Origin of the sequence: Brevibacillus sp. 7WMA2, assembly GCF_010748895.1 — a bacterium.
GTDB lineage: Bacteria > Bacillota > Bacilli > Brevibacillales > Brevibacillaceae > Brevibacillus_B > Brevibacillus_B halotolerans.
Genome location: NZ_CP048799.1, coordinates 2,960,105 through 2,981,652, shown reverse-complemented (window position 1 = coordinate 2,981,652; position 21,548 = coordinate 2,960,105). Strand labels below are relative to the sequence as shown.

Here is a 21,548-nt window from a genome sequence, read left to right as displayed (position 1 = left end):
TTGCTTACAAAAAGAAAGGGGTCTTTCTCTTACAGATCAAAAAGCTGTTTTTGATTACATAAATGTCAGTTTACTCTGAAAAAGAAAGTAGGGAAAGCGATGCGTATCACGCCTGCTTCCATGATGGAACAGTTACCCACCCAATTTTTTTCAACGATGGTAGCAAAGGTTAACAAGGTAATTAGTGAGGGTCATGACGTTATTAATCTGGGGCAGGGAAATCCTGATTTACCGACACCTCCCCATATTGTAGAAGAAATGGCAAAACAGGCGAAAGATCCTATGCATCATAAGTATCCGCCTTTTCAGGGACGGCTGGAATTAAAGCAAGCCGTAGCACATTGGTATAAGCAGGAATTTGATGTAGACCTTGATCCGGAAGAAGAGGTAGCCATTTTATTTGGCAGTAAGACAGGGCTAGTAGAGATTTGTCAGGTATTGATGAATCCGGGAGATGTCGCCTTGGTTCCTGATCCTGGTTATCCAGATTATTGGTCGGGAGTAGCTGTGGTAGGCGGACGTATGGTTCCCATGCCTTTGACTGTAGATAATCAGTTTTTACCTGATTATGGCCAATTAGATGCGGCTGATTTAGAAAAAGCTAAACTGATGTTTTTAAACTATCCGAACAACCCGACAGCAGTCAACGCACCTTTCGAATTTTATGAGGAAACCATCAAGTTTGCTCGAAAGCATGAAATTGTGGTTTGTTCTGATTTTGCATATGGAGCCATTTCCTTTGATGGAAAAAAACCAGTCAGTTTCATGCAGGTTCCAGGTGCAAAAGAGGTAGGAGTTGAGTTCTACACCCTATCAAAAACCTATAACATGGCAGGCTGGCGTGTAGGCGCAATGGTAGGAAACAAAGAGCTGGTTAAGCTAATCAACACGTTGCAGGACCATTACTTTGTAAGCTTGTTCGGAGCTGTTCAAATGGCAGCGGCTAAAGCTATGACGGATTCTCAGGACTGCGTCCGAGAGCTGGTGGCTACCTATGAAAGCCGCCGAAACGCCCTGTATACAGCACTGCATGAAATTGGCTGGAAGGCGACACCATCACAGGGATCGTTCTTTGCTTGGCTTCCCATTCCAACTGGTTATACATCTGCCCAATTGGCTGATGAGCTCTTATGTAAAGCTCATGTAATGGTTGCTCCTGGGGTAGGCTTTGGAGCGCATGGTGAGGGATATGTACGGTTAGGACTGTTGAACACAGAGGAACGCTTGCGCGAAGCAGTGAAACGAATTCAGAAGCTACAGCTGTTTACGAAATAAGCCTCAAAAAAAGATCATGTACAGACGTCTTCATAGATCAAAGCTCATCTGGCGGTTTTCCATACTGCTAGTGAGCTTTTTTATTTTGGATATTTCAAGGTAGATATGCATATATTTTTTACTTTTTGATAAAAATCATTTACATTATGTAAAAAATATATTACATTCAAGTCGAGAGGATGTGGTTTTTTGGAAAAGGAAGGGAAAATACGAAATGAATTATTTATGCTACGTGCAAAGAAACGCTGGTCGCAAAAGGAGGTAGCTGACAAATTAGGTGTTAGCAGACAAACGATTGTGTCTTTAGAGGCAAATCGCTACAATCCGTCTCTTATGCTAGCCTTTAAAATTGCTCATTTATTTGAGGTTGATATAAATGAAGTATTTCAATATGAAGTAGATAAGGGAGATGTGCCAGAATGTTAGAGTTTCTATTTATTTTCCTTGTGATTACCTATGTCATTTCGGTGTCATACACCGTTGCTTTCACGAGGTCAGAAGGAAAAGATGAACGTGGTCAACAAATTTTAGCTAATGGATATACATTAGGGTATTCCATTGCTGTGATTGGAATCCTCCTTTCCTTTCTGACAACCAAGCTATCATTTGTTTCCCTTGGATATAAAGTTGCTTTAGATTTTGCTTTAATGTCTATTTGGTTCTCTGGCATTATGGTTGCTGTCTATATTTTTTATAAAAATAAAACTGCTTAATCCAATAGAAGGAACAATTTTAGCTTGATAAGACTGCCTAATCGTAGCCGAGATGTAAATTCTGATCTGGCACAATTAGGCCCTTTTTGGATATTAGGAGGATCATAGATTTATGCTAGGAAATGTAGCGAATAGGTATTGGGTCATTTTTACAGATTAAATCTGAGTTATCGAGGAAAACCTATTTAGTAGATAAAAACATTCGTTACAGTCTCAATATTGACTAATAATGATTTTCATTATACGATACAGATAAAATTGATAATGAGTCTCATTAGCAGATAGGATAAGAATAGGAGTGAATTTCCGATGACGAGATACCAAATTAACGGTTATACCGATATGTATACGGTTGTATCCAACGAGCGTAAAATAGGTGGTGCTGTCGAAGCTGATACCATCAAGCTTCGCTCTGGTGAAGAGTATAAGCATGCGGTGATTACTCGTCTAGAAATGTCCGATTCTCAATTCTGTTCGCTTGGATTTGTTACAGAAGAGGGAAAACGTCTAATCGTTCACATTCAGGATATCAGCATGGTCGTAGATGCACGTCATGTCAATGTTTGTGATTTAGAAAATCAACATATGCGTGAGCAAAAAGTGAACGAGCGACTTAAACATTTAAAACGTCTATGTGAATTAAACGAAGGAAGCTGTACGTTGCCTTTCCGTGAAGAGGTAGATATCTTAGTCTGCGATATTGGCTATGAAATTGCGGCTAGCCACGTGGATATGCCTTTCTTACATACAACTGATCCTCAAAAGGTTGTTCGGATTGCTTAATTATTTTCCAAATGGAAAGGATTCTACCCTTAGGTTCATCCCTAAGGTTTTTTTACCCTTAATAAAAACTGAATATTCAGTCATGAAAATACGTTAACGATGAAGAAATGAAAAGAGAGACAGCCTTTTACTTACAAACGGCTATCTCTCTTTCTTGTATATCTCTTTTATTCCTCTGTCATTTCTAATGTGCAAATCGCACTTGGACGTTTAATGCGGAGAACAGCGCACTCATAAACACGCATTAGGCTGTTCATTTGTTCGTCACCTAGGAAAGCAGAATCAAAATCCTCAGCAATGGCAAGGTCCAGGTTATGTCTTCCTGTAGCTACCAGAGCACCGCCTTTGATCACTGGAGATTGGAATACACCATCTGTAACCAAGTTGCGAATGTGATCAATCTCAAGGACATTGGTACCTTTGTGTACACGATGGAGTAATGAATACAGCTCTGGAGATACAACAAGGGCATAAGGACCGCTGTGCCCCATTTTTAATAGCTTATTACGAGCTTCTACGATATCAGCAAAAGCATTTCCAGATTCCATCCAGTCACTCTTAATATGGGTGAGGCGTCCTTTTACATTCATAATACCTGGTAGGTCAAACTCAGGATTACCATTAAAGATCAGATCATCCTCCATAAGAGCGCAGCTACTAGCGGCATTAGCAGCAGGGCTAAGGTCAATTGGCATACCCAATGTACGGGCTTGAGCCATATCACGCCAGTACAGCATGAAATCCTTGTATACGATAGGGATCGTTAAGCTAACACGTTTACTAGGTTGCGTTAGCTCTAATGATTCACCGCGCAAGCTCATATTTCCAAAACGAGATTCATCATAAATATCGTTGGTAATGGTTTGAATACCTTCTCCTAATGGGCCATAAATGTCAATGAATCGACGGCCTACTAGTTGGCGGCGAGCCATGTCAACGATGGTTTCATCTAATTGACGCCATTCTTCCTTAGATAATGGGGAGTCTGGGAATTTTTGTGATTTATCCATAAAATCCTCCGATCTTAACTTTTTCTCTTATACATGACGATTGAGATGACGCAGACTTCCAACAGTAAGGCCTTTTTTCATAACAGATGTTTCTGCTGAGTGGCTGTGAGTGTCGGCATGTACGGTTGCTGGCTGCTTAGAGCTGCTTGAATCCTGCAATGCAGACGAAGCCTCAAAATGATTCACCTGATGGATATCATGGCCATGGTCATGATCATGCGTATCCATTTTTGCTGGAACGACATCGGAGAATTTCTCGCTCAACTTCACCATGATCTCTTTGGTTGCTAAATAATCCTGATGTGTGTTTTCACGCATGCTATCTAGCTTTAAACGACTAGGCTCGTCTGTAAACTCATACAGCGCTAATTCCAAGTGCTCACGGAAATTGTGCAGGCCAAATCGTTCTAAGTTTAGGTCTGAGAGCAAATGAGACAGTTCGCGATCACTTAGCTGGTCCAAATTTTTTTCCTGAATGATCTGAGACAAACGCGGAACGAGATCATGTAGACGCTCTTCTCGTTGTTCTTCTTCTTCAGAAATATGGTGATAGTAAAGCTTCATATGTTCATCCCTAGCGTGATCGATTAAAGGTTGAACCATGGTGCGGAAAACATTGATGCCTTCTAATGTGCGGGTAAAGATGGTGTGGAGCTGCTTAATTTCCTGCAACATAAACTCCCACCTCCTTTTTTAAGAATTAGTGATAGCCTGATTATAACCGTGGGAAAACCATCCAATCAAGGATAGAGCTGTAGCTAGTAAAAATAGTGTGAACAAACGAGAAAAAAATAGTACAGAGTATTGTCAAACTTAATTGGGAATGATAATATTTATCAATAAGAATGATATTTATTCTCAATTAACTTTTTCGCTTCAGAGACATATAACCAATAAACAGTGCGCGAACTGTTTTTGACCATCAGAGTCATATGCACAAACTATCTAAAGGAGGATTTTTATTATGTCTATATTAATTATCGGTGGGGATAGGTTAGGTAACATCTTACAAATACTTGAAGAGGTTGGGTACAAAAAAATTCACCACATCACAGGTAGAAAAAGCTCAGAAACCAGTTTAAAAATTCCATCTGATGTTAAAATGATCTTGGTTCTAACCGATTTTGTTAATCATAACCTAGCTAAAAAGATCAAGTCTAAGGCCAAAGATAAGCAAGTACCTATTTGTTTTTGTAAACGTTCTTGCTCGGCTGTATCGCAAGTGCTTCAAATGCAAACTGTAAGTGCTTAGGTAGGAAAAATAACCACCCAATCTTTGACGATTACATACGTGCATACTTTCCTTCCTTTGGGGATATGATAAAAAATATCCTTAATAATGGGAGGTGGGTGAGAAGATGGAACCGATTAAACAACTTAGTGAGATGCCATTTGCAGAGTTAGACTCTGCGCAGCTACAACAATTAAAGCAAATCGAACAGGAAATCAACACTCAAACCGGTCAGGAAGTCTATCTGATTGCGTTTTCTAAAAAGCAGGAAGTGTAATTATGAACTTCTGTGTACTATGACAATGAATATTACTATGAGAAAATCATTTTTTATAGAGAATAAAAGCAAGATGGATGAACCGATTCCATTTTGCTTTTTTTATTTTTTGATGAAAGCGCTTTTTTGTAGGAATCATGCACCTTAAATGGCAAGATATCTGGGTGTGGATGGATTGAAATTTCCAACTAAGGATGGGAAAACACAGGGATTAGTAGGGGAATCGCGATGTGAGAAAGAGCATAGCCAGTCTTTCGAGCATGTGTTTTTTGAAATGAAATGGTAAATAGGAAGAGCAGCTTTTATTTAAGGATAAAAATTTATTACAATGATCGGAAAGAAGTATACAATAGGTTCGCGGCAATGATAGTAACTATGATTTCAGGAGCCAAAGATCTCTCTAAATTTATTACATACGATGGAACAACAAATCAAGAAGCAAACTTATGTAAGACAATATCTCCGATTTGACAGGAAAGGTCAAGGAAAATTGATTTCGTGACATGTGATAAAGAAATCTTATGGAGACAGGAGGAGAGAAGATGGTTTATTGGCAATTATTTTTGGCATTCTTTCGGATTGGCATTTTTGGATATGGTGGTGGCCCAACCATGATACCACTAGTGCATGCCGAGTGCGTCAAGAAATATAAATGGGTTAGCGAGGAGGAGTTCGCCGATAACTATGCACTTGGCAATACCTTACCTGGGCCGATTGCCACCAAGATGGCTGCATATATTGGATACAAGGTAAAGGGATGGCTTGGTGCCATCATCGCTATCTCAGCCATGGTCTTTCCTGTTCTGTTTCTGATGATTGTTCTGATGCAGTTCGTAAATGTGCTGAAGACCTCCGAGACAGTACGTGGGATGATCGAAGCCATCCAACCAGTCATTGCGGTCATGATGGTGGTAATGACTTATGACTTTTTTAAAAAGGGCTGGAAGGATAGTAAAAATAGGCAAGAAAAACAAGGCTTTCTAACGATATTGTTCATTTCAGTAATTGCGTTAGTTCCTTTTCAAATTCATCCGGGTTTGTTCGTTGCTATTACCTTAGTGATCGCCTTTGCGTACTCCACCTGGCATACCAAGCGGCAAAAGAACCAGCAGTAAAACTAAGCAAAGGAGTCTAACGCTATGATTTATCTACAGATTTTTTGGGCGTTTTTTATTACCAATATTCTCGGCTACGGGGGAGGACCTCCGAGTATTCCGCTGATCCAAAATGAAGTCGTTACTCATTATATGTGGATGACAGTTGAGGAGTTCGGGGAAACGTTAGCATTAGCGAACGCCTTGCCAAGTCCAATTTCCACAAAGCTGGGTGGGTATATTGGCTATCAAGTGGCGGGGATTCCGGGAGCTATGGTTGGTTTATTTGCTACGGTTGCCCCAACTGCGATTGCTATGATTGGTTTATTAGGTGTATTTCATTTATTCCGCCAAGCGCCGCAAATCAAAGCGATGACACATTCGATTCGTCCAATCGTTACCGTTTTGCTGGGTACGCTGGCGGTGCAATTTATTCTTGGTTCCTGCGAGCAAATTGGTTTATGGCACACATTGATACTAGGTAGTGCATCCTATTTTCTGATGGAACAACGCAAGGTTCATCCAGCCTTCGTTATTATACTAGCGATGGGCTACGGAGGATTTTTTATTAAATAATCGAGGGAAAACACATCTTCTGTCTTGATCCTCGGCATGATAATAGCTTAGAGCCTGATAAACGTACCTACCATGCAATTATTTTTGTCTTACTATAAAAGAGAACGTACAGTATGTTCTTTGGGCTGATGGGCATTTTAGCCGCCTCAGGGTCATGTGCCATCCTCAGGCCGCCTTGAATGCCCTTAGAAGGAATGAACCGAAAGAGGATTGGAGGATTTCTTCTTTTCAACATCTAGCTCTTCCCTTAAAGGCTATGGGGCATCGGGTAATATGCTGTAGGTTCTAGGAGAAGCTAGGTGTGGTTAGATTATTGGACGTGATCACGAACCGATTGCTCTGTGGTTTGTTGATAAACATACACAGTAGAGTGAATTTCTTAGATGATTTGCGATTTGAACTAGTAGCAAAAAAGGGGTTGCCAGCTCTTTGAGATGAGATGGCAACTCTTTTTCGTTTAGACGTTTATTGTTACGTGTGGTAGGAAAAAATGAAGTTATAAAAGTTGCTGAATCTTTTTCTTGATACTATCAATCCCAATGGCAAATCCGAGACATTGACTGGACTGGATGATGAATGCGTTTAAGCCAATTACTTCACCGTGTAAATTAATTAAGGGACCTCCGCTATTACCTGGGTTAATGGCAGCATCTGTTTGAAAAATTTCATCGTACAAGCGTTTTGATACTTGGATACGCCTATTTTTTGCACTGATAATTCCCGCTGTAACTGAATTCTCTAGGCCAAGGGGACTCCCGACACTAATGACCCATTCACCTACGCGTGCCTCACCTGAATTACCTAGAGTTAATGGGCTAAGACGTATGTCGGATTCAATTTTTACGATAGCGTAATCTCGTTGAGGGTCACTAAAAACAAGCTTTGCTTCAAATACTTTTCCATTCCACATTTTCACAAAAATCGACTTAGCTTTTCCTATAACGTGCTCGCTGGTGAGAATATAGCCTTTGGGATGAAAAATGAAGCCGGAACCAAAGCTCTTTTCTGTCTGGCCTGCTTCGAGTGGTTCCATGTCCAAAAAGCTTTGCAAAATTTGATCGATGTCGGGAGGGGAGGTGTTGTCTTCGCAGATCAGGGAAACTACGCCGTGCTTTACCTGTTCCACTAACGGAACAAAGAAGTTGAATGGATGTAGATTACTCATCTGCTGATATTTTGTATTCGTATAGGACCAGCCTCTAGGTTTCACAACTTCATCTCCTTACTTCCCTGCAGATAGGTATACATCATCTTATGGAGGAAAGGATAAAGGTGGAACGCCCAATTATGGAGAGAGACCAGTACAATAGTCTCAAAAATAAATGTAAGTAATCAGATATCACAGAAAATTCCTGAAAATAGATACAAAAACTAGGAATATAGGATGCTTTTACTATATGAAAGAGAGGGAAATAAGCCTAAAGAAACTTGTGCTATAACGATTTAAAGCGTTACTCTCGTAGGAAGGGGGAGAAGGATTCATTTCTTGGTAGAATGTTGCTAATATGAAGTTAAACATTTTATAATATTGAAATAAAGAGAGAATAATGTAAGTAAATTAGTGGAATTTTGTACAAAGCCTACATCCGGAGGAAATGTTATGGACGTCAAATCAATCATTTTAGGCTTATTACATTATCGTGAAATGAGCGGCTACGATATAAAGCAGTTCTTTACGAGTAGCATCGGTTTCTTTTACGATGCGAGTTATGGTGCAATCTATCCAGCTCTTAAAAAGCTGGAGCAGGAAGGACATGTTACAAAAGAAGAGGTCCTACAGTCAGGAAAGCCAAACAAAATCATGTATGGTCTTACACAACAAGGACGTGATCAATTTCATCAGGAACTAAAGACGGAAATTGAAGGGCCGATCGTTCGCTCTGATATGTTAACCCGTTTATTCTTTTGTGATTTGCATACCGCAGAGGATCAGAAGCACTTTTTTGATGATTTGATTGCTTATCAGGAAAAGCGTCAAGAAATTATTCGAAACAGCTATCAAAAAAGCATGCAGGATTTAAATGAGTACCAAAAGATGTGCTGGGAGTATACCCTGCATCAGCTAGATGGGGCTATTCAATTCCTAAAGGGGAAGAAGCAAATGATGGACAAGGGGCAAAATGTTGCTCATATATCCTAAAGCTGAATATGGCTCTTTCTTCAATTGAAAACGGTCACACTAATAAAACCTCGGGGGTATTAGCCCTCGAGGTTTTATTAGTTTTGTTTTATTTAAGATTTTCAGGGTTGAGGCATTCTAGCTCTGGTAGGACAAAACGACCATCTTTACGGATTAAAACATCATCGAAGTAGATTTCTCCACCACCCCATTCTGGACGTTGAATTAATACCATATCCCAGTGAATGGAGGATTTATTTCCGTTAAACGCTTCATCATATGCCTGTCCAGGCGTAAAGTGAATGCTTCCGTCAATTTTTTCATCGAACAGGATATCTTTCATTGGATTTTGGATATAAGGGTTCACACCGATAGCAAATTCTCCAATGTAACGTGCACCTTCATCCTCATCGAAGATTTTGTTAATACGTTCTGTATCGTTAGCGGTAGCCTCAATGATTTTTCCATCTTTAAATGTCAGCTTCACATTTTCAAAGGTAAAGCCTTGATACGGAGATGGAGTGTTATAGGAAAGGGTACCATTTACAGAGTCCTTCACAGGAGCAGTAAAAATTTCACCGTCTGGAATGTTACACTCTCCAGCGCATTTGATTGCTGGAATGTCTTTAATGGAGAAGGTTAGGTCTGTTCCTGGAGCAGTTAAGCGAACTTTATCCGTTCTATTCATCAGCTCTACCAGGTTGTCCATAGCCTTGGACATTTTGCTGTAATCTAAATTGCAAACATCAAAGTAAAAGTTTTCAAACGCTTCTGTGCTCATGCTAGCCAATTGAGCCATGGATTCGTTTGGATAACGCATAACGACCCATTTTGTTTCAGGGACACGGATATCTGTAACAGGTCTTTGTAATTGCCGCGAATACATACTCATTTTGTCGCTTGGAACATCAGAAAGCTCCGTGATGTTATTGCTTCCACGAATTCCGATGAAACAATCCATTTTTTTCATAAAGGCAACTTCAGCATCTCGCAGGACAGCCAGTTGTTCTTCGTTTGTGTTCATTAATAATTCACGTTGAATGGCAGGGTCTTGAAGCTGAACATATGGGTGAGCTCCAGCTTCGTATACTTTGCGAATGAGGGCTTTTACTAACTCAGGCTGATGGCCGGTGGAATGAATAAGAACGTGCTCGCCCTTTTGAGCACGAATGGAATAATTGACCAAATTGTGTGCCAATTTTTCTAAACGTGGATCTTTCATATATGTATCTCCTCACTTTTATGACCTTGCTCATATTGTACACAAAAAAATTTGGAAAGCGAAGTACCTCGGTAAAAATATTTTTATTGATGTTTATTATTCTGAAAATGTGGAAAAGCTGAATGATAATAAAGACATTCACAAAAAGGCGGGGAATGGATATGATGAATCGAGATATCAATGCGTTACAACCAAACGAGCACTTGTATATGACTATTTGTGTAGGTGAGGATTTCAAATCGATTGCTTGGAAAGCTCAATACGATATGGAATTTAATTCAGAGTGTCTCTTTTGCTTCTCAGAAAAAATTACCGGTTATCGGGTAGAGGATGAAATTGGACATTCGGGTAAAATTGCTATTTGTCCTACATGCGAGAAAGTAAACGCTATTTATCACTAATTGTTGGGGCAAGAATACTGGTATCTTTGGCATTTATCTACCAAAATCAACGGATGGATGCCAAAGTTTTCATCTAGTTACAGAAAGTATGACATGTAAAAGTGAAAGGAAACCCCTACAATGTGTAGAGGATGCGCTTTTTACATATGGAGAAAGCGTTTGGGCGTTTAGCGTTAAAAATGACTGCCATCATGTACCAATCGATCTTCAGCAGGATTATGATATCCTTCACTCGAACTGGGTGACACAGACATAAGATCAATACACAGACAGATAAAGCTGGACGGAAGGCAGTTTTGAGAGAGGAGAAGAAATACAAATGAAATATTGCAGCAAATGTGGCAAAGAAATGGACATCGCGCTGCGCAGTGTAATCTATCGCAGTCGGGTGAAAATTCGTAATGTGCCTATTCATGTCTGCAAAGATGAAGCATGTGCTTGTACATCGGTTGTCGATCTCGTCAAGGATGATCTTAAACAGCTGATGACTAACTTAGGAGATCAACCAAAAGAGCAAGAGGTTGCTTTCGAAGCAATCAGTGAATTTGCGAATTTACTCGTCATCATCGCTGAACAGAGTGGGGATGAAGAATTAAAAGATAAGATTGATGAGAGAGTAAATGAACTACTTGATTTATACTTGCTGGCTAAATCGCTTAATGATCAGCAATGGATTAATGAAATCCAAAGAAAGCTGACTCAAATTAAGATAGAAGTGTAATGGAAATAGGAAAAAATTTGCCTTTCGCTCGCTTTCTCTTTATCATAATGTTCATCTAGGGTATTGAGAAAGGAGTGGGCTTATTTGGCATTTCAACAGTTGCAATCCCAAGAAGACCTGCAAGAATTCTTAAAGAAACCAGGCAAACTATTGCTGTTTAAGCATAGTACGGTTTGTCCGATCAGTACGTCTGCTCATGAGCATTTTCATGCGTATTTGCAAGCAAATAGCGATGTAGAGGCTGCCGAGGTTCTCGTTCGTGAAGCTCGCCCTGTCTCCAATGAGATCGCGGAGCAATTTCAGATTAAACACGAATCACCACAAATCTTCCTTATTGAGGACGGTGCAGTATCATGGCATACCTCTCATTGGAAGATTACGAAGGACGCTATTGAGCAAGCTATGAAATAAGCAGATAGGAGAAAGACCCCATCTTCAGCATGGGGTCTTTCTTATTTTACTCCCAGTATAGTTCTACTTTATCCCCACTTACTAAAGGGGTTTGGAAGGAAGCTGCTACATGATTTACCTTCATGATGAAAGTAGGTAGCTGGTTTGTTCCAATCGGCTGAGCGGGAATTTCTATATAACGAAATATATCGCTTACCATAGGTGCTTCTCCTACTGCGGAGTGTATCGTTACAACATCGTTATGCTGAAGCTGGGTTTCAATGGTAGCAGGATTACCATTGAGCTGTATATCCATGTGACCTGTTTCTAGACAGATAAGCTGGTCGTTTACATAAACATTTACAGTCTCCTGAACCATATCCTCTGGACTTATCAAATCACCGATTGTTGGGGTCTCTAAATCGTGAACCTCGCAATGGATGGTATCTTGTGAATGAACCAAATCCAATAGAGTAGCCTTTTTGCCGTTTAAAAGAATATGTAATTCTTTGCAAGAAAGAGAATAGGTTTGATGATTACATGTAATCGTAAATAAAGGAGCTTCAGCTACCTCCTGTATCAATGTGGCAAACCTGCTGGACTGTATGGCTTCCCCGACGGTTTTAGGCAGACGCATCTCCAAATCCATTCGATCAGAAAGCAAGGCATCGCTTTTTAGAATGATGCGCTCATGTAAAACAATAGGAGGCTGTAACAACTCCTCGCCATTAATTGTGAGGGGGAGTACCTGACTTGAATCAATGAGATCCTGAGCCAAAGCAGTTGCTTCCATACCATTCTCACCTGGACTTACACGAATGATGTCTCCATCAGAAATAAGAGAATCGAGTGAGCCTGTTCGACCATTGATTACAATGGTAGGAGAGGTTCCATGTCCTCCAGGGATGATTTTAAGACGTCCATTCACATTGACTGACATAGCTAGACCTGGACGGCCATGAAGCCGCTTAATATCCATACCAGCCGCTAGGAGCGCGTCACCTAATGTCATTTTCCGAAGATCAAAGAGCCTTACAGGTGTATCATTAATAGTAACCGTTACATAACGAATCGGTTGGGAATGTGCAGCGAGAGCAATTCCAACAGGTGTTACAAATGCAGGCCCGTTTAGCAAGGGATGTTCACCAACAAATTGCTTGATGGCATCAGCACCTCGAACGGCAACACGATTAGCTGGCAATCCTAAATGCTGGGCTACCTTTGTTGGCAGAGTCGGAGTTAAGCTTCCACCCCCAATTAACATAACTGCTTGAGGAGCCTTGCCATTCAGCTCCAAAATTTTATGAGCGATCTGTTCAGCAAGGGATTCGATTTCAGAATCAATAGCCGCAATGACCTGATCTGTAGCTAATTCCTGTTCGATTCCTAAAATATCGTGGAACTGAACGGTTTCTTGATCGTGTAGCTGGCGCTTTACCTCTTCTGCAACAGGAAAATCGAGTAAATAAGCATTCATAAGAGCATCTGTAATCTCATCTCCGGCTGTTGGCACCATGCCATAAGCCGTTATGCTTCCATCTTCTGTTAAAGCAATATCAGAGGTCCCAGCACCGATATCAACGAGTGCTATGTTTAATCGACGCATCGTAGTAGGAATCAATACATGAATGGCAGCAATCGGCTCTAAGGTAAGGGCCTTCATCTCCAGACCACTTCGTTTGAGAGCTGCTAACAAGGAATCTACAACCATGCGTGGAAGAAACGTTGCGATAACATCAACAGAAGCGTTTGTTCCACGTTGATCGATTAGGCTACCGATAATCTCCTCATCCAAATAGTAGTTAACCACACTGTACCCTACGCAATAATAGCGTGTAATATCCAATTCATTCAGTTCTTGGGCTAATTCTGCCTGTGCCTTTTGTACCGCAGAAAACTCCAGAGTAAGCACATCGTCTTTGGTCAACACGGGTAAATGGGAGATAGGAAGCTCGAAGCGCACGCGCTTTGTTTTCAGCGAGCGTCCTGCTGCTGCTACTGCCACTTCTTGTAAGGGACCGTGTTTTTCAGATAGATGCTGCTTGATCTTCTCGATGATTTCAGCGACTGCAAGTACATCGTGGATTTGTCCGTCCAGCATAGAGCGTTCCTTATGCTCTAAAATGTAACAGTCTTTAATTTGAAACTTATCTTTCTCTTCAAGCGGTTCAACGATAAGTCCTACTACACTACGGGTACCAATATCTAAAGCAAAAAGAGTGTTATTTTGCTTATCTGCATGTTCTTCTAGCAAATGAAATGTCTCCTTCCCATTTGGAATGGAAGATTTACGTATTTTCTCTATCATATACTAGCTTCTAAAGATAATAAAACCCCATTAAATTAACCTTTTTCAAAAAAAATGTAGCTTGTAACAATTACTTTCGCGCTTTTTGGTACTAAAGGGCTGGTCAAACGTCTAATCATCTACTATAATAACAGATAACTCAGAACGTCTTATGTATAACCATACTGTGATTTGCAAACGATAAGGGAAAAAGTAGAAGGGTGGAGTAGAGATGAGAAATGAACAAATTGAGGCCATTCGCCGCCAATTGGACACAATTAATTTGCAATTATTAGAATTGATCAACAAGCGTGCCTCTTTGGTTCAAGAGCTAGGCCAAGAGAAGAGCAAGCAGGGCGTGAATCGTTTTGATCCAGAACGTGAACGCGACATGTTGAATCTAATTGTAGAGAATAACAATGGACCATTCAGCGACGAGGCTATTCGTCATTTATTCAAACAAATCTTTAGTGCTTCTCTTGACCTGCAAAAGGATGAGGATAAGAAAATTCTACTAGTAAGCCGTAAAAAACAACTAGAGGATACGGTTCTTACTATTAAAGGCGTGGAATTTGGTGGAAAAGAGAAGATTCTGATTGCCGGCCCATGCTCAGTAGAAAGCTATGATCAAGTTCGTGCTGTAGCTGAAAATCACGTGAAACAGGGATTGCGTGTGCTTCGCGGTGGTGCATACAAGCCGCGTACCTCTCCATATGACTTCCAAGGGCTTGGAGTGGAAGGATTAGAGATTCTGAAACGCATCGGCGATGAGTTTAATTTAGTAACCATTAGTGAGATCGTAACACCAGCTGATCTTGAAATGGCGACAAAATATGTAGATGTTATTCAAATTGGTGCACGTAACATGCAAAACTTCGAACTGCTAAAAGCGGCGGGTCGTACTAATCACCCTATCTTATTAAAACGTGGGCTTTCAGCGACCATCGAGGAATTCATTTACGCTGCTGAATATATTCTATCAGAAGGAAATACGCAGGTAATGCTTTGCGAACGTGGTATTCGTACGTATGAAAAAGCAACCCGCAACACCCTTGATATCTCTGCTGTGCCAATCTTAAAACAAGAGACTCATTTACCTGTATTTGTAGATGTGACTCATTCGACTGGCCGCCGAGACCTATTGCTTCCAACAGCGAAAGCGGGCTTGGCAGTAGGTTCGGATGGTATCATGGTTGAAGTTCATCCTGATCCAGATGTAGCATTATCCGATGCAAAACAACAGCTAACGATCCCAGCTTTCAATGAAATGCTAGATGAACTTTATGCTTCTGGTCTTTACAAACCAGAAACCGCTATTTTGAAATAAAAGCAGAACCAAAACCGTGTGTAACCCTAGCAGGCCTCTCATTGGAGCGGTCTGCTTTTCTCTTATGGTAGGGTGAGTCAGGAGTAGATGTTATACATAGCTTGAAGAGAGTGCAGGGTGGTGGTTTCCGGCGGGCTCTGTGCTAATGGAACCAGCCTATTAAGAGACGAAAGGACCAAAAACGGCGAAATCATGCCGTTAATAGGAAAAATGTAGGTTGAGAAAACGGTTGCAACTATGGGTATCATATCGTATTATATGGCTATAAATTTATGAAAATAATACTGAAAGGTATAATCTGGAAAAGATAGGTGGACGTAATATGCCAATTACAATATATGATGTAGCACGTGAAGCAGGAGTATCGATGGCAACTGTATCAAGGGTCGTTAATGGCAATCCGAATGTAAAGCCATTAACACGTAAAAAAGTAATGACCGCTATTGAACGTCTAGGTTATCGCCCCAATGCAGTAGCAAGGGGTCTAGCAAGCAAGAGAACCACAACGGTAGGGGTTATTATTCCGGATATCTCCAGTCAGTTTTTTTCTGAGCTAGCACGGGGTATTGAAGATATCGCTACCATGTATAAATACAATATCATTCTTTGTAACTCAGATCACCGCTTAGAAAAAGAATTGCAATTAATCAATACCTTATTAGAAAAACAGGTGGATGGATTGTTATTCATGGGAGCCGAGATCAAAGAAGATCATTTTCATTCCTTAAAAACGGCGTCCATTCCAACGGTTCTAGCGGCTACTCGCGATCCAGAAGGAAAGTTACCAGCAGTGACAATAGATCATTTCCAAGCGGCTTATGATGCTACTCAGGCCTTAATTAGACGTGGGCATAAACGTATAGCGATCATTACAGGGCCAATGTCATACCCGTTAGAAGGACTCGTGCGCTTTGAGGGCTATAAACAAGCGTTATTGGATGCGGGATTACCGTATGATGAACAATTGGTTGCTAATGGTTCCTTCCGATATGAATCAGGTCTTCAAAGCATGGGAGACTTCATGAAACTAGCAGAACCTCCAACAGCCGTGTTCGCAGCCAGCGATGAAATGGCAATAGGTGCGATTCATGCTGTTCAGGATTTGGGACACTCTGTACCTGAGGATGTAGAAGTAATTGGTCACGACAATGTGCGGTTAGCAGAGATGGTACGCCCTCGTCTTTCTACAGTTGTTCAACCAATGTATGATATTGGGGCCGTTGCGATGAGATTGTTAACCAAGTATATGAATAATGAACAAGTTGAAGATCATATTGTGTTATTGCCACATCGGATTGAGTATCGTCAAAGTACGAAGGAAATGGCAGAAGAATAGTTACGCGGGATAGAGGGTGAGAAGATGACTATCGGAATCATGGGAGCGATGGATGAAGAGATCGCTTTGTATTTAGAAGACATGCAAAATAAAGAAACCGTCACAAAAGCGGGTATCACTTATCATATAGGTGAATTTCTGGGGAAAAAAGTAGTGCTTTGCAAATCAGGTGTAGGTAAAGTAAATGCTGCTGTCTGCACACAAATCCTCATTCAGGAATTTCAGGTAAGTCAGGTGATCTTTACTGGTGTGGCTGGTGCTGTCCATCCAGATTTAAACATCGGTGACATTGTTATTTCCACAGATTGCATGCAGCATGATATCGATGCCACTTCACTTGGATTCAAACCAGGGGAGATTCCTTTTGAGAAAACATGGTGTTGGATCGCAGATGATAAATTGAAGGAATTAGCAATAAATGCTGGCCATCAGTTAGAAGCTGATATTCAGATTGTTACAGGACGTATCCTCTCAGGTGATCAATTTATTGCAGATCGCCAAAAAGTCCAGCAATTATCGGAAACATTCCAAGCATCATGCACAGAGATGGAAGGGGCAGCAGTCGCTCAGGTATGCTCCATGAATGAGGTGCCTTTTGTTATTGTACGTGCGATGTCTGATTGTGCAGATGGTTCAGCTCATGTTAATTTCCTTGAATTTACGAAGCTTGCTTCCAAGCGTTCCTATCAAATGGTAAGGAACATGCTTCATACGATGAAAAAAGAGGGGGCTTAACAAGATGAGTCAATCAAAGGCAATTATATACTCAACAAAGGGCTGTATTGAATGCGATATGGTTAAAAAAATGCTAGATGAGAAATCCGTTTCTTATGAAGTGAGAGACGTTATGAGCAGTAGCCAGTATCAGGAAGAGGTAGAAGCATTCGGGTTTATGGGTGTTCCTGTTACTGTCGTGAATGGGAAAGCAGTAAAAGGATACCAGCCTGATGGTATTTTACAAATGTTAGGAAAATCAAAATAACATAAAAATAAGCAGATATACTCATACTTAATGGTAAGGGTCGCTTATATGACAAAAGCGGGTTTGTATCGTATGCATTATGCATCGTACGAATCCGTTTTTCTTTTTCAGGCAGGGGAGGGGGAATTCCTCATGAAAATTTACGATAGATAATGAATTGACAAGGACATTGATATTATATATACTTACATTAAGTAATCAACTTACTTTTATTTAATAATCAAAAAGATGTTATTCCATATATCGAGCAAAAGGGGTTGGAAAGAATGAATTTCCATGGTTATCCATATACATTTGTAAGTCAGGTTCACCTTATCATTGAAAATCTAGAGCGTTCTATAGCATTTTACAAAGATATGTTAGGGCTTAAGATTCTCGATCAAACAGAAACAAAAGTGGTTTTTACTGCTAATGGAAAAACTCCTCTGGTAACAATTGAGAAGCCAGACCATGTAACACCGAAAGAACCATGGAAGACAGGATTATATCATTTTGCCCTCTTGGTTCCTAATCGTGCGGACTTGGCTAATACGTTGTTACACCTCCTACAAGAAGGATATCCGCTACAAGGAGCTTCTGATCATCTTGTCAGTGAGGCAGTTTATTTGGCAGACCCGGATGGAAATGGAATTGAAATTTATGCGGATCGACCATCTGAGACATGGGTTTGGGAGGGCGATTCTGTAGGAATGAGCACGGAAGCTTTGGATATCGAAGGAGTGTTACAAGAAAATAAAGAGGATGCTTGGAGGGGATTGCCAAGCGGTACGATTATGGGGCATATCCATTTGCAGGTAGCCAATTTACAGCAGGCGGAGGAATTTTATACGAAAGGGCTTGGATTTGAAGTTGTATCAAGATATGGGAATCAGGCACTCTTTATTTCTACAGGAAAATATCACCACCATATCGGTTTGAATACATGGGTAAGTGCCGGTGCATCTGCGCCAAGCCCAAATAGCGTTGGCTTACAATCCTATACGCTGGTATTACCTGACGAGGAATCGAGAGAAAGAATGGTTCAGCAGGTAAAAAGCTTCGGGGCTACTGTCACAGAAGAAAACGGGATCAAGATTACGAAAGATCCATTTGGCAATACGATTCATTTAGTCGTGTAACAATGTAGGTGTTATAGATAAGAGAAGAGGTATGCTGGAATTGGCATACCTCTTTTTATCGTGTTAGAGAGGAGACGTAACAATACTCTTCTCTTTTAGAGATTATTTTTTAAAAGAAAAATAAGAAGGCTGAGACAATCATTTTATAAATGAGGAGCATGCAAGATTGCTTTACCAAAGGAGAGACGATTTTTTTCGCTAATTTCTCCACGTCTTGGGATCGTCATGAACGCACTCACATCGTCAAATAAACAGGGAGGTAATTCTAAGGGACTGTACGGAAGCCATTTTTGTAACCATTCAGTAGGAAGAGGACCATCTGATAGCCATTGATCTGTCATCTCGCTCCATAATAGCGTCCAAGCACGTGGAACAACACGCCAAATATCATAGCCTCCACCGCCAACGGCTACCCATCTTCCTTGGCATAACTCATGAGCTAGTTTATGAGCAAGTCGGGGGATTTGCTGATAGATACGCATAGAGCAGCTCAAATGTGTGAGAGGATCGTAGTTGTGGGCATCGCAACCGTTTTGAGTAATGATGATATCAGGTTGAAAACCATGTGCGATTCTAGGGAGGAGCGACTCGTATATTTCAAGGAAAGAATCATCTTCAGTGAAAGCATCAAGTGGTACATTTACACAGTAACCAAAGCCCTGGCCATCTCCACGCTCCGTAACATTTCCTGTACCTGGGAAAAGATATTTTCCTGTCTCATGCAGGGAGATCGTCATGACATTGGGGTCGTCATAAAAGGCCCATTGAACGCCGTCACCATGATGGGCATCTGTATCGATATATAAGACGCGGGCATCCCAATGTTTACGTATGTATGCGATTGCTACAGAGCAATCGTTGTAAATACAGAAGCCAGATGCTCTCCCCCGAAAGGCATGATGCAATCCACCGGCAGGATTAAAGGAATGCTCCGCCTGTCCGTTCATCACGATATCGACTGCTGAAATACTTCCTCCCACAATTAGAGATGTAGCTTCATGCATATTTGCAAATATAGGGACATCTTCGGTTCCTAAGCCATAGCTAGCTGCAAGCGGCAATTCTTCTGGCTGAGTGCCCTGTCGTTTGACTATTTCTAAATACCTGGGATCGTGTACGAGCAGTAATTCTTCATCGGTGGCATAGCGTGGAGCTATAATATTCTCTGGGGTGAGTAATCCATAAGCTTGCATGAGATCATATGTGAGTAATAAACGTTTTTGATTAAAGGGATGCTCCTCATGAAAAAAATATTTGGTATAGTCGGCTGAATAGATTAGACGGGGGGTACTAGTCACGTAGGAATTCCCCCCTGATCGGGTCGAGTACATGAAAGCCTTTGTCACGTAACATGCTTGTCACCGTACGAGTATCCATGGTCGTCACTCGAAAAACCAGATTTTTCTTCCCTTCTGTAGTGGAGGGAAACACAATAACGCTACTAACATTTACTTTCGATTCACGGATAATCTGGCTTACTTCCGCTAACACGCCGTAGCGATCTTCTACTTCGATTTCTATCTGGGAGCTGGCTTTGTTTACACCAAACAGTTCAATCATTTTATATAAAATATCGGATTCTGTAACAATGCCTACTAATTTATTCTCCTCAAGCACTGGCAACGACCCGACCTTGTACTCGTACATGGTCTTGGCAGCCTCCTCAAGAAAATCAAGAGGGTGGGCGGTTATCACTTCTGTATTCATAATCTCTTGTACGGGTTTGGTCATAATAATATGATCATCGGCTCTAGCGTATAAGGAAGAGGGGAGTGCATCACGTAAGTCTCGGTCGGAGACGATTCCGACAAGGATTTGATTATCTAGGACAGGTAGATGGCGAATGCGATTTTGCTTTAAGAGAGCTAATGCTTCGCCTATACTTGTGGTAGCGGTAGCTGTGACTACCTGTTTGCGCATAAAGTCTTCTAAACGCATAGACAAACTCCTTTCAACAATCAAGAGCGTAATTTCTTAATACATATAACGTGATTGAAAACGCATGCTGTCAAAGGTAGTCATACTTTCAAGCGGAACTCGTTTACCAATGCGTGTCATTAGACAGTTTGCTGGATGTGAGCAAATTTCGGAATCGTCGGTGGCCGTCCACATCATACCGACACTGCCCATCAATTTCTCCATCACCTTGCGATAGTCCCAGACACTTAAACCAGTTCCTTGTAAATCCCAATGCCAATAGTACTCTGTTGATAATATAATGTAATCCTCCAATGCATCGTCCATAAAGGCCACTTCTAGCATCTGCTTTGCTATACCGCCTTTACGAATCTTTGAGCTTACCTCAATAGCTCCCAGCTCCAGCAAATCGTCCATTTTAATCATAGACCAACGCTCCAGTGGGTCAGGATGTAGGAAGGTGACGTAGGCCAAAACTACATTTTCATGGCGTGCCACTATAATTCGTCCTTCTGGCAGGCCAGCAATTTCGACAAGTGCTTCTTGTTGTTGCTTGGGAGCGCGAAATGCTTTTAAACCTTCATCAAATTCCATAGTAGCCAAGTCCTCAGAGCATACTGGCCCTTCAATTATAATTTGGTTATCATGAACCCATACTTTTTTTTGATAAAATGTTTTCCTATGAATCACTAGGCCTCACCATCGCTTCCCACGAATCTACATGCTTAGTATATCTTATTCCACACAAAAGGAGTCTTATATTTTTGAA

At 41.0% G+C, this 21,548-nt stretch carries 26 protein-coding genes; 18 read left to right on the top strand and 8 right to left on the bottom strand.

The annotated features are described in order from the left end of the window. Positions 1-99 precede the first annotated feature (99 nt). From GOP56_RS12295 to GOP56_RS12280, 4 genes are all read left to right on the top strand, one after another. Positions 100-1,275, top strand: coding sequence for a pyridoxal phosphate-dependent aminotransferase (locus tag GOP56_RS12295; RefSeq protein WP_163245730.1), 1,176 nt, complete (start codon positions 100-102; stop codon positions 1,273-1,275). A 189-nt stretch (positions 1,276-1,464) separates the two neighbouring features. After that, positions 1,465-1,701, top strand: coding sequence for a helix-turn-helix transcriptional regulator (locus GOP56_RS12290; protein ID WP_003334813.1), 237 nt, complete (start codon positions 1,465-1,467; stop codon positions 1,699-1,701). Further along, a complete protein-coding gene (locus GOP56_RS12285; RefSeq protein WP_003334814.1) occupies positions 1,695-1,988 on the top strand; it encodes a hypothetical protein in 294 nt (97 codons plus the stop codon). The genes GOP56_RS12290 and GOP56_RS12285 overlap by 7 nt, the downstream gene beginning before the upstream one ends. Positions 1,989-2,297: 309 nt before the next feature. Next, positions 2,298-2,771, top strand: coding sequence for a hypothetical protein (locus tag GOP56_RS12280; RefSeq protein ID WP_022585989.1), 474 nt, complete (start codon positions 2,298-2,300; stop codon positions 2,769-2,771). 167 nt (positions 2,772-2,938) lie between these two features. Here GOP56_RS12280 and GOP56_RS12275 read toward each other — a convergent pair whose 3' ends face one another. Beyond that, the gene (locus tag GOP56_RS12275) at positions 2,939-3,781 is read right to left on the bottom strand and encodes a family 1 encapsulin nanocompartment shell protein (RefSeq protein WP_003334816.1); all 843 of its coding nucleotides are present in this window, start codon (positions 3,779-3,781) and stop codon (positions 2,939-2,941) included. Positions 3,782-3,808: 27 nt separating this feature from the next. Beyond that, positions 3,809-4,456, bottom strand: coding sequence for an IMEF encapsulin system ferritin-like cargo protein (locus GOP56_RS12270; protein ID WP_003334817.1), 648 nt, complete (start codon positions 4,454-4,456; stop codon positions 3,809-3,811). 289 nt (positions 4,457-4,745) lie between these two features. Between GOP56_RS12270 and GOP56_RS12265 the strand changes: the two genes are divergently transcribed. The 5 genes from GOP56_RS12265 (at position 4,746) to GOP56_RS24205 (ending at position 7,392) form a co-directional block, all read left to right on the top strand. Further along, a complete protein-coding gene (locus tag GOP56_RS12265) occupies positions 4,746-5,033 on the top strand; it encodes a DUF2325 domain-containing protein (protein ID WP_003334818.1) in 288 nt (95 codons plus the stop codon). Positions 5,034-5,139: 106 nt separating this feature from the next. Next, positions 5,140-5,289, top strand: a complete 150-nt coding sequence (locus GOP56_RS23425) for a hypothetical protein (RefSeq protein ID WP_003342496.1) — start codon at positions 5,140-5,142, stop codon at positions 5,287-5,289. A gap of 542 nt (positions 5,290-5,831) precedes the next feature. Next, the gene (locus GOP56_RS12260) at positions 5,832-6,404 is read left to right on the top strand and encodes a chromate transporter (protein WP_163245729.1); all 573 of its coding nucleotides are present in this window, start codon (positions 5,832-5,834) and stop codon (positions 6,402-6,404) included. Between the two features lie 24 nt (positions 6,405-6,428). Beyond that, positions 6,429-6,959, top strand: a complete 531-nt coding sequence (locus GOP56_RS12255; RefSeq protein WP_003342503.1) for a chromate transporter — start codon at positions 6,429-6,431, stop codon at positions 6,957-6,959. A gap of 301 nt (positions 6,960-7,260) precedes the next feature. After that, positions 7,261-7,392 (top strand): hypothetical protein, encoded by a 132-nt coding sequence (locus GOP56_RS24205; RefSeq protein ID WP_256379982.1) that lies wholly within the window; start codon positions 7,261-7,263, stop codon positions 7,390-7,392. Between the two features lie 63 nt (positions 7,393-7,455). Here the strand turns inward: GOP56_RS24205 and GOP56_RS12250 are convergent, their stop codons facing one another. Then, positions 7,456-8,169 carry a S1C family serine protease gene (locus GOP56_RS12250; RefSeq protein ID WP_003334825.1) on the bottom strand — a complete coding sequence of 238 codons (714 nt, stop codon included), beginning with the start codon at positions 8,167-8,169 and terminating at the stop codon, positions 7,456-7,458. Positions 8,170-8,559: 390 nt separating this feature from the next. On the opposite strand from GOP56_RS12250, the gene GOP56_RS12245 reads away from it, so the two are divergent. After that, positions 8,560-9,099: a PadR family transcriptional regulator gene (locus GOP56_RS12245; protein WP_003334827.1), complete on the top strand. Its 540-nt coding sequence runs from the start codon at positions 8,560-8,562 to the stop codon at positions 9,097-9,099. An 88-nt stretch (positions 9,100-9,187) separates the two neighbouring features. Here GOP56_RS12245 and GOP56_RS12240 read toward each other — a convergent pair whose 3' ends face one another. Then, positions 9,188-10,300 (bottom strand): aminopeptidase, encoded by a 1,113-nt coding sequence (locus GOP56_RS12240; RefSeq protein WP_003334828.1) that lies wholly within the window; start codon positions 10,298-10,300, stop codon positions 9,188-9,190. A 161-nt stretch (positions 10,301-10,461) separates the two neighbouring features. Here GOP56_RS12240 and GOP56_RS12235 point away from each other — a divergent pair, with 161 nt between their 5' ends. The 3 genes from GOP56_RS12235 to ytxJ all read left to right on the top strand — a co-directional run bounded on the left by GOP56_RS12235 (position 10,462) and on the right by ytxJ (position 11,833). Then, entirely contained in the window at positions 10,462-10,701 is a 240-nt protein-coding gene (locus GOP56_RS12235; protein WP_371807969.1) for a hypothetical protein, read from the top strand. A gap of 319 nt (positions 10,702-11,020) precedes the next feature. Next, positions 11,021-11,422: a hypothetical protein gene (locus GOP56_RS12230; protein WP_003334831.1), complete on the top strand. Its 402-nt coding sequence runs from the start codon at positions 11,021-11,023 to the stop codon at positions 11,420-11,422. A gap of 84 nt (positions 11,423-11,506) precedes the next feature. Next, a complete protein-coding gene (ytxJ, locus tag GOP56_RS12225) occupies positions 11,507-11,833 on the top strand; it encodes a bacillithiol system redox-active protein YtxJ (RefSeq protein WP_003334832.1) in 327 nt (108 codons plus the stop codon). Positions 11,834-11,879: 46 nt separating this feature from the next. On the opposite strand, the gene GOP56_RS12220 is transcribed toward ytxJ, so the two are convergent. Continuing rightward, a complete protein-coding gene (locus GOP56_RS12220) occupies positions 11,880-14,066 on the bottom strand; it encodes a cell division protein FtsA (RefSeq protein ID WP_163245728.1) in 2,187 nt (728 codons plus the stop codon). 265 nt (positions 14,067-14,331) lie between these two features. Here GOP56_RS12220 and GOP56_RS12215 point away from each other — a divergent pair, with 265 nt between their 5' ends. From GOP56_RS12215 to GOP56_RS12195, 5 genes are all read left to right on the top strand, one after another. Next, on the top strand, positions 14,332-15,426 hold the full coding sequence (locus tag GOP56_RS12215) for a bifunctional 3-deoxy-7-phosphoheptulonate synthase/chorismate mutase (protein ID WP_003334834.1): 1,095 nt from the start codon (positions 14,332-14,334) through the stop codon (positions 15,424-15,426). A 322-nt stretch (positions 15,427-15,748) separates the two neighbouring features. Beyond that, the gene (ccpA, locus tag GOP56_RS12210; RefSeq protein WP_022585820.1) at positions 15,749-16,762 is read left to right on the top strand and encodes a catabolite control protein A; all 1,014 of its coding nucleotides are present in this window, start codon (positions 15,749-15,751) and stop codon (positions 16,760-16,762) included. 24 nt (positions 16,763-16,786) lie between these two features. Further along, entirely contained in the window at positions 16,787-17,497 is a 711-nt protein-coding gene (locus tag GOP56_RS12205) for a 5'-methylthioadenosine/adenosylhomocysteine nucleosidase (protein ID WP_003334836.1), read from the top strand. Between the two features lie 4 nt (positions 17,498-17,501). Continuing rightward, positions 17,502-17,744 (top strand): glutaredoxin family protein, encoded by a 243-nt coding sequence (locus tag GOP56_RS12200; protein WP_003342511.1) that lies wholly within the window; start codon positions 17,502-17,504, stop codon positions 17,742-17,744. 266 nt (positions 17,745-18,010) lie between these two features. Further along, positions 18,011-18,862, top strand: coding sequence for a VOC family protein (locus tag GOP56_RS12195; RefSeq protein WP_163245727.1), 852 nt, complete (start codon positions 18,011-18,013; stop codon positions 18,860-18,862). A gap of 143 nt (positions 18,863-19,005) precedes the next feature. On the opposite strand, the gene GOP56_RS12190 is transcribed toward GOP56_RS12195, so the two are convergent. Genes GOP56_RS12190 through GOP56_RS12180 form a run of 3 tightly spaced genes read right to left on the bottom strand, consistent with a single transcriptional unit; the run spans position 19,006 to position 21,469 of the window. Then, entirely contained in the window at positions 19,006-20,160 is a 1,155-nt protein-coding gene (locus GOP56_RS12190; protein ID WP_035318664.1) for an acetoin utilization protein AcuC, read from the bottom strand. Beyond that, entirely contained in the window at positions 20,153-20,800 is a 648-nt protein-coding gene (locus GOP56_RS12185) for a CBS and ACT domain-containing protein (RefSeq protein ID WP_163245726.1), read from the bottom strand. Before GOP56_RS12185 ends, GOP56_RS12190 begins: the two co-directional genes overlap by 8 nt. 36 nt (positions 20,801-20,836) lie before the next feature. After that, positions 20,837-21,469 carry a GNAT family N-acetyltransferase gene (locus tag GOP56_RS12180; RefSeq protein WP_163245725.1) on the bottom strand — a complete coding sequence of 211 codons (633 nt, stop codon included), beginning with the start codon at positions 21,467-21,469 and terminating at the stop codon, positions 20,837-20,839. Positions 21,470-21,548: the final 79 nt, after the last annotated feature.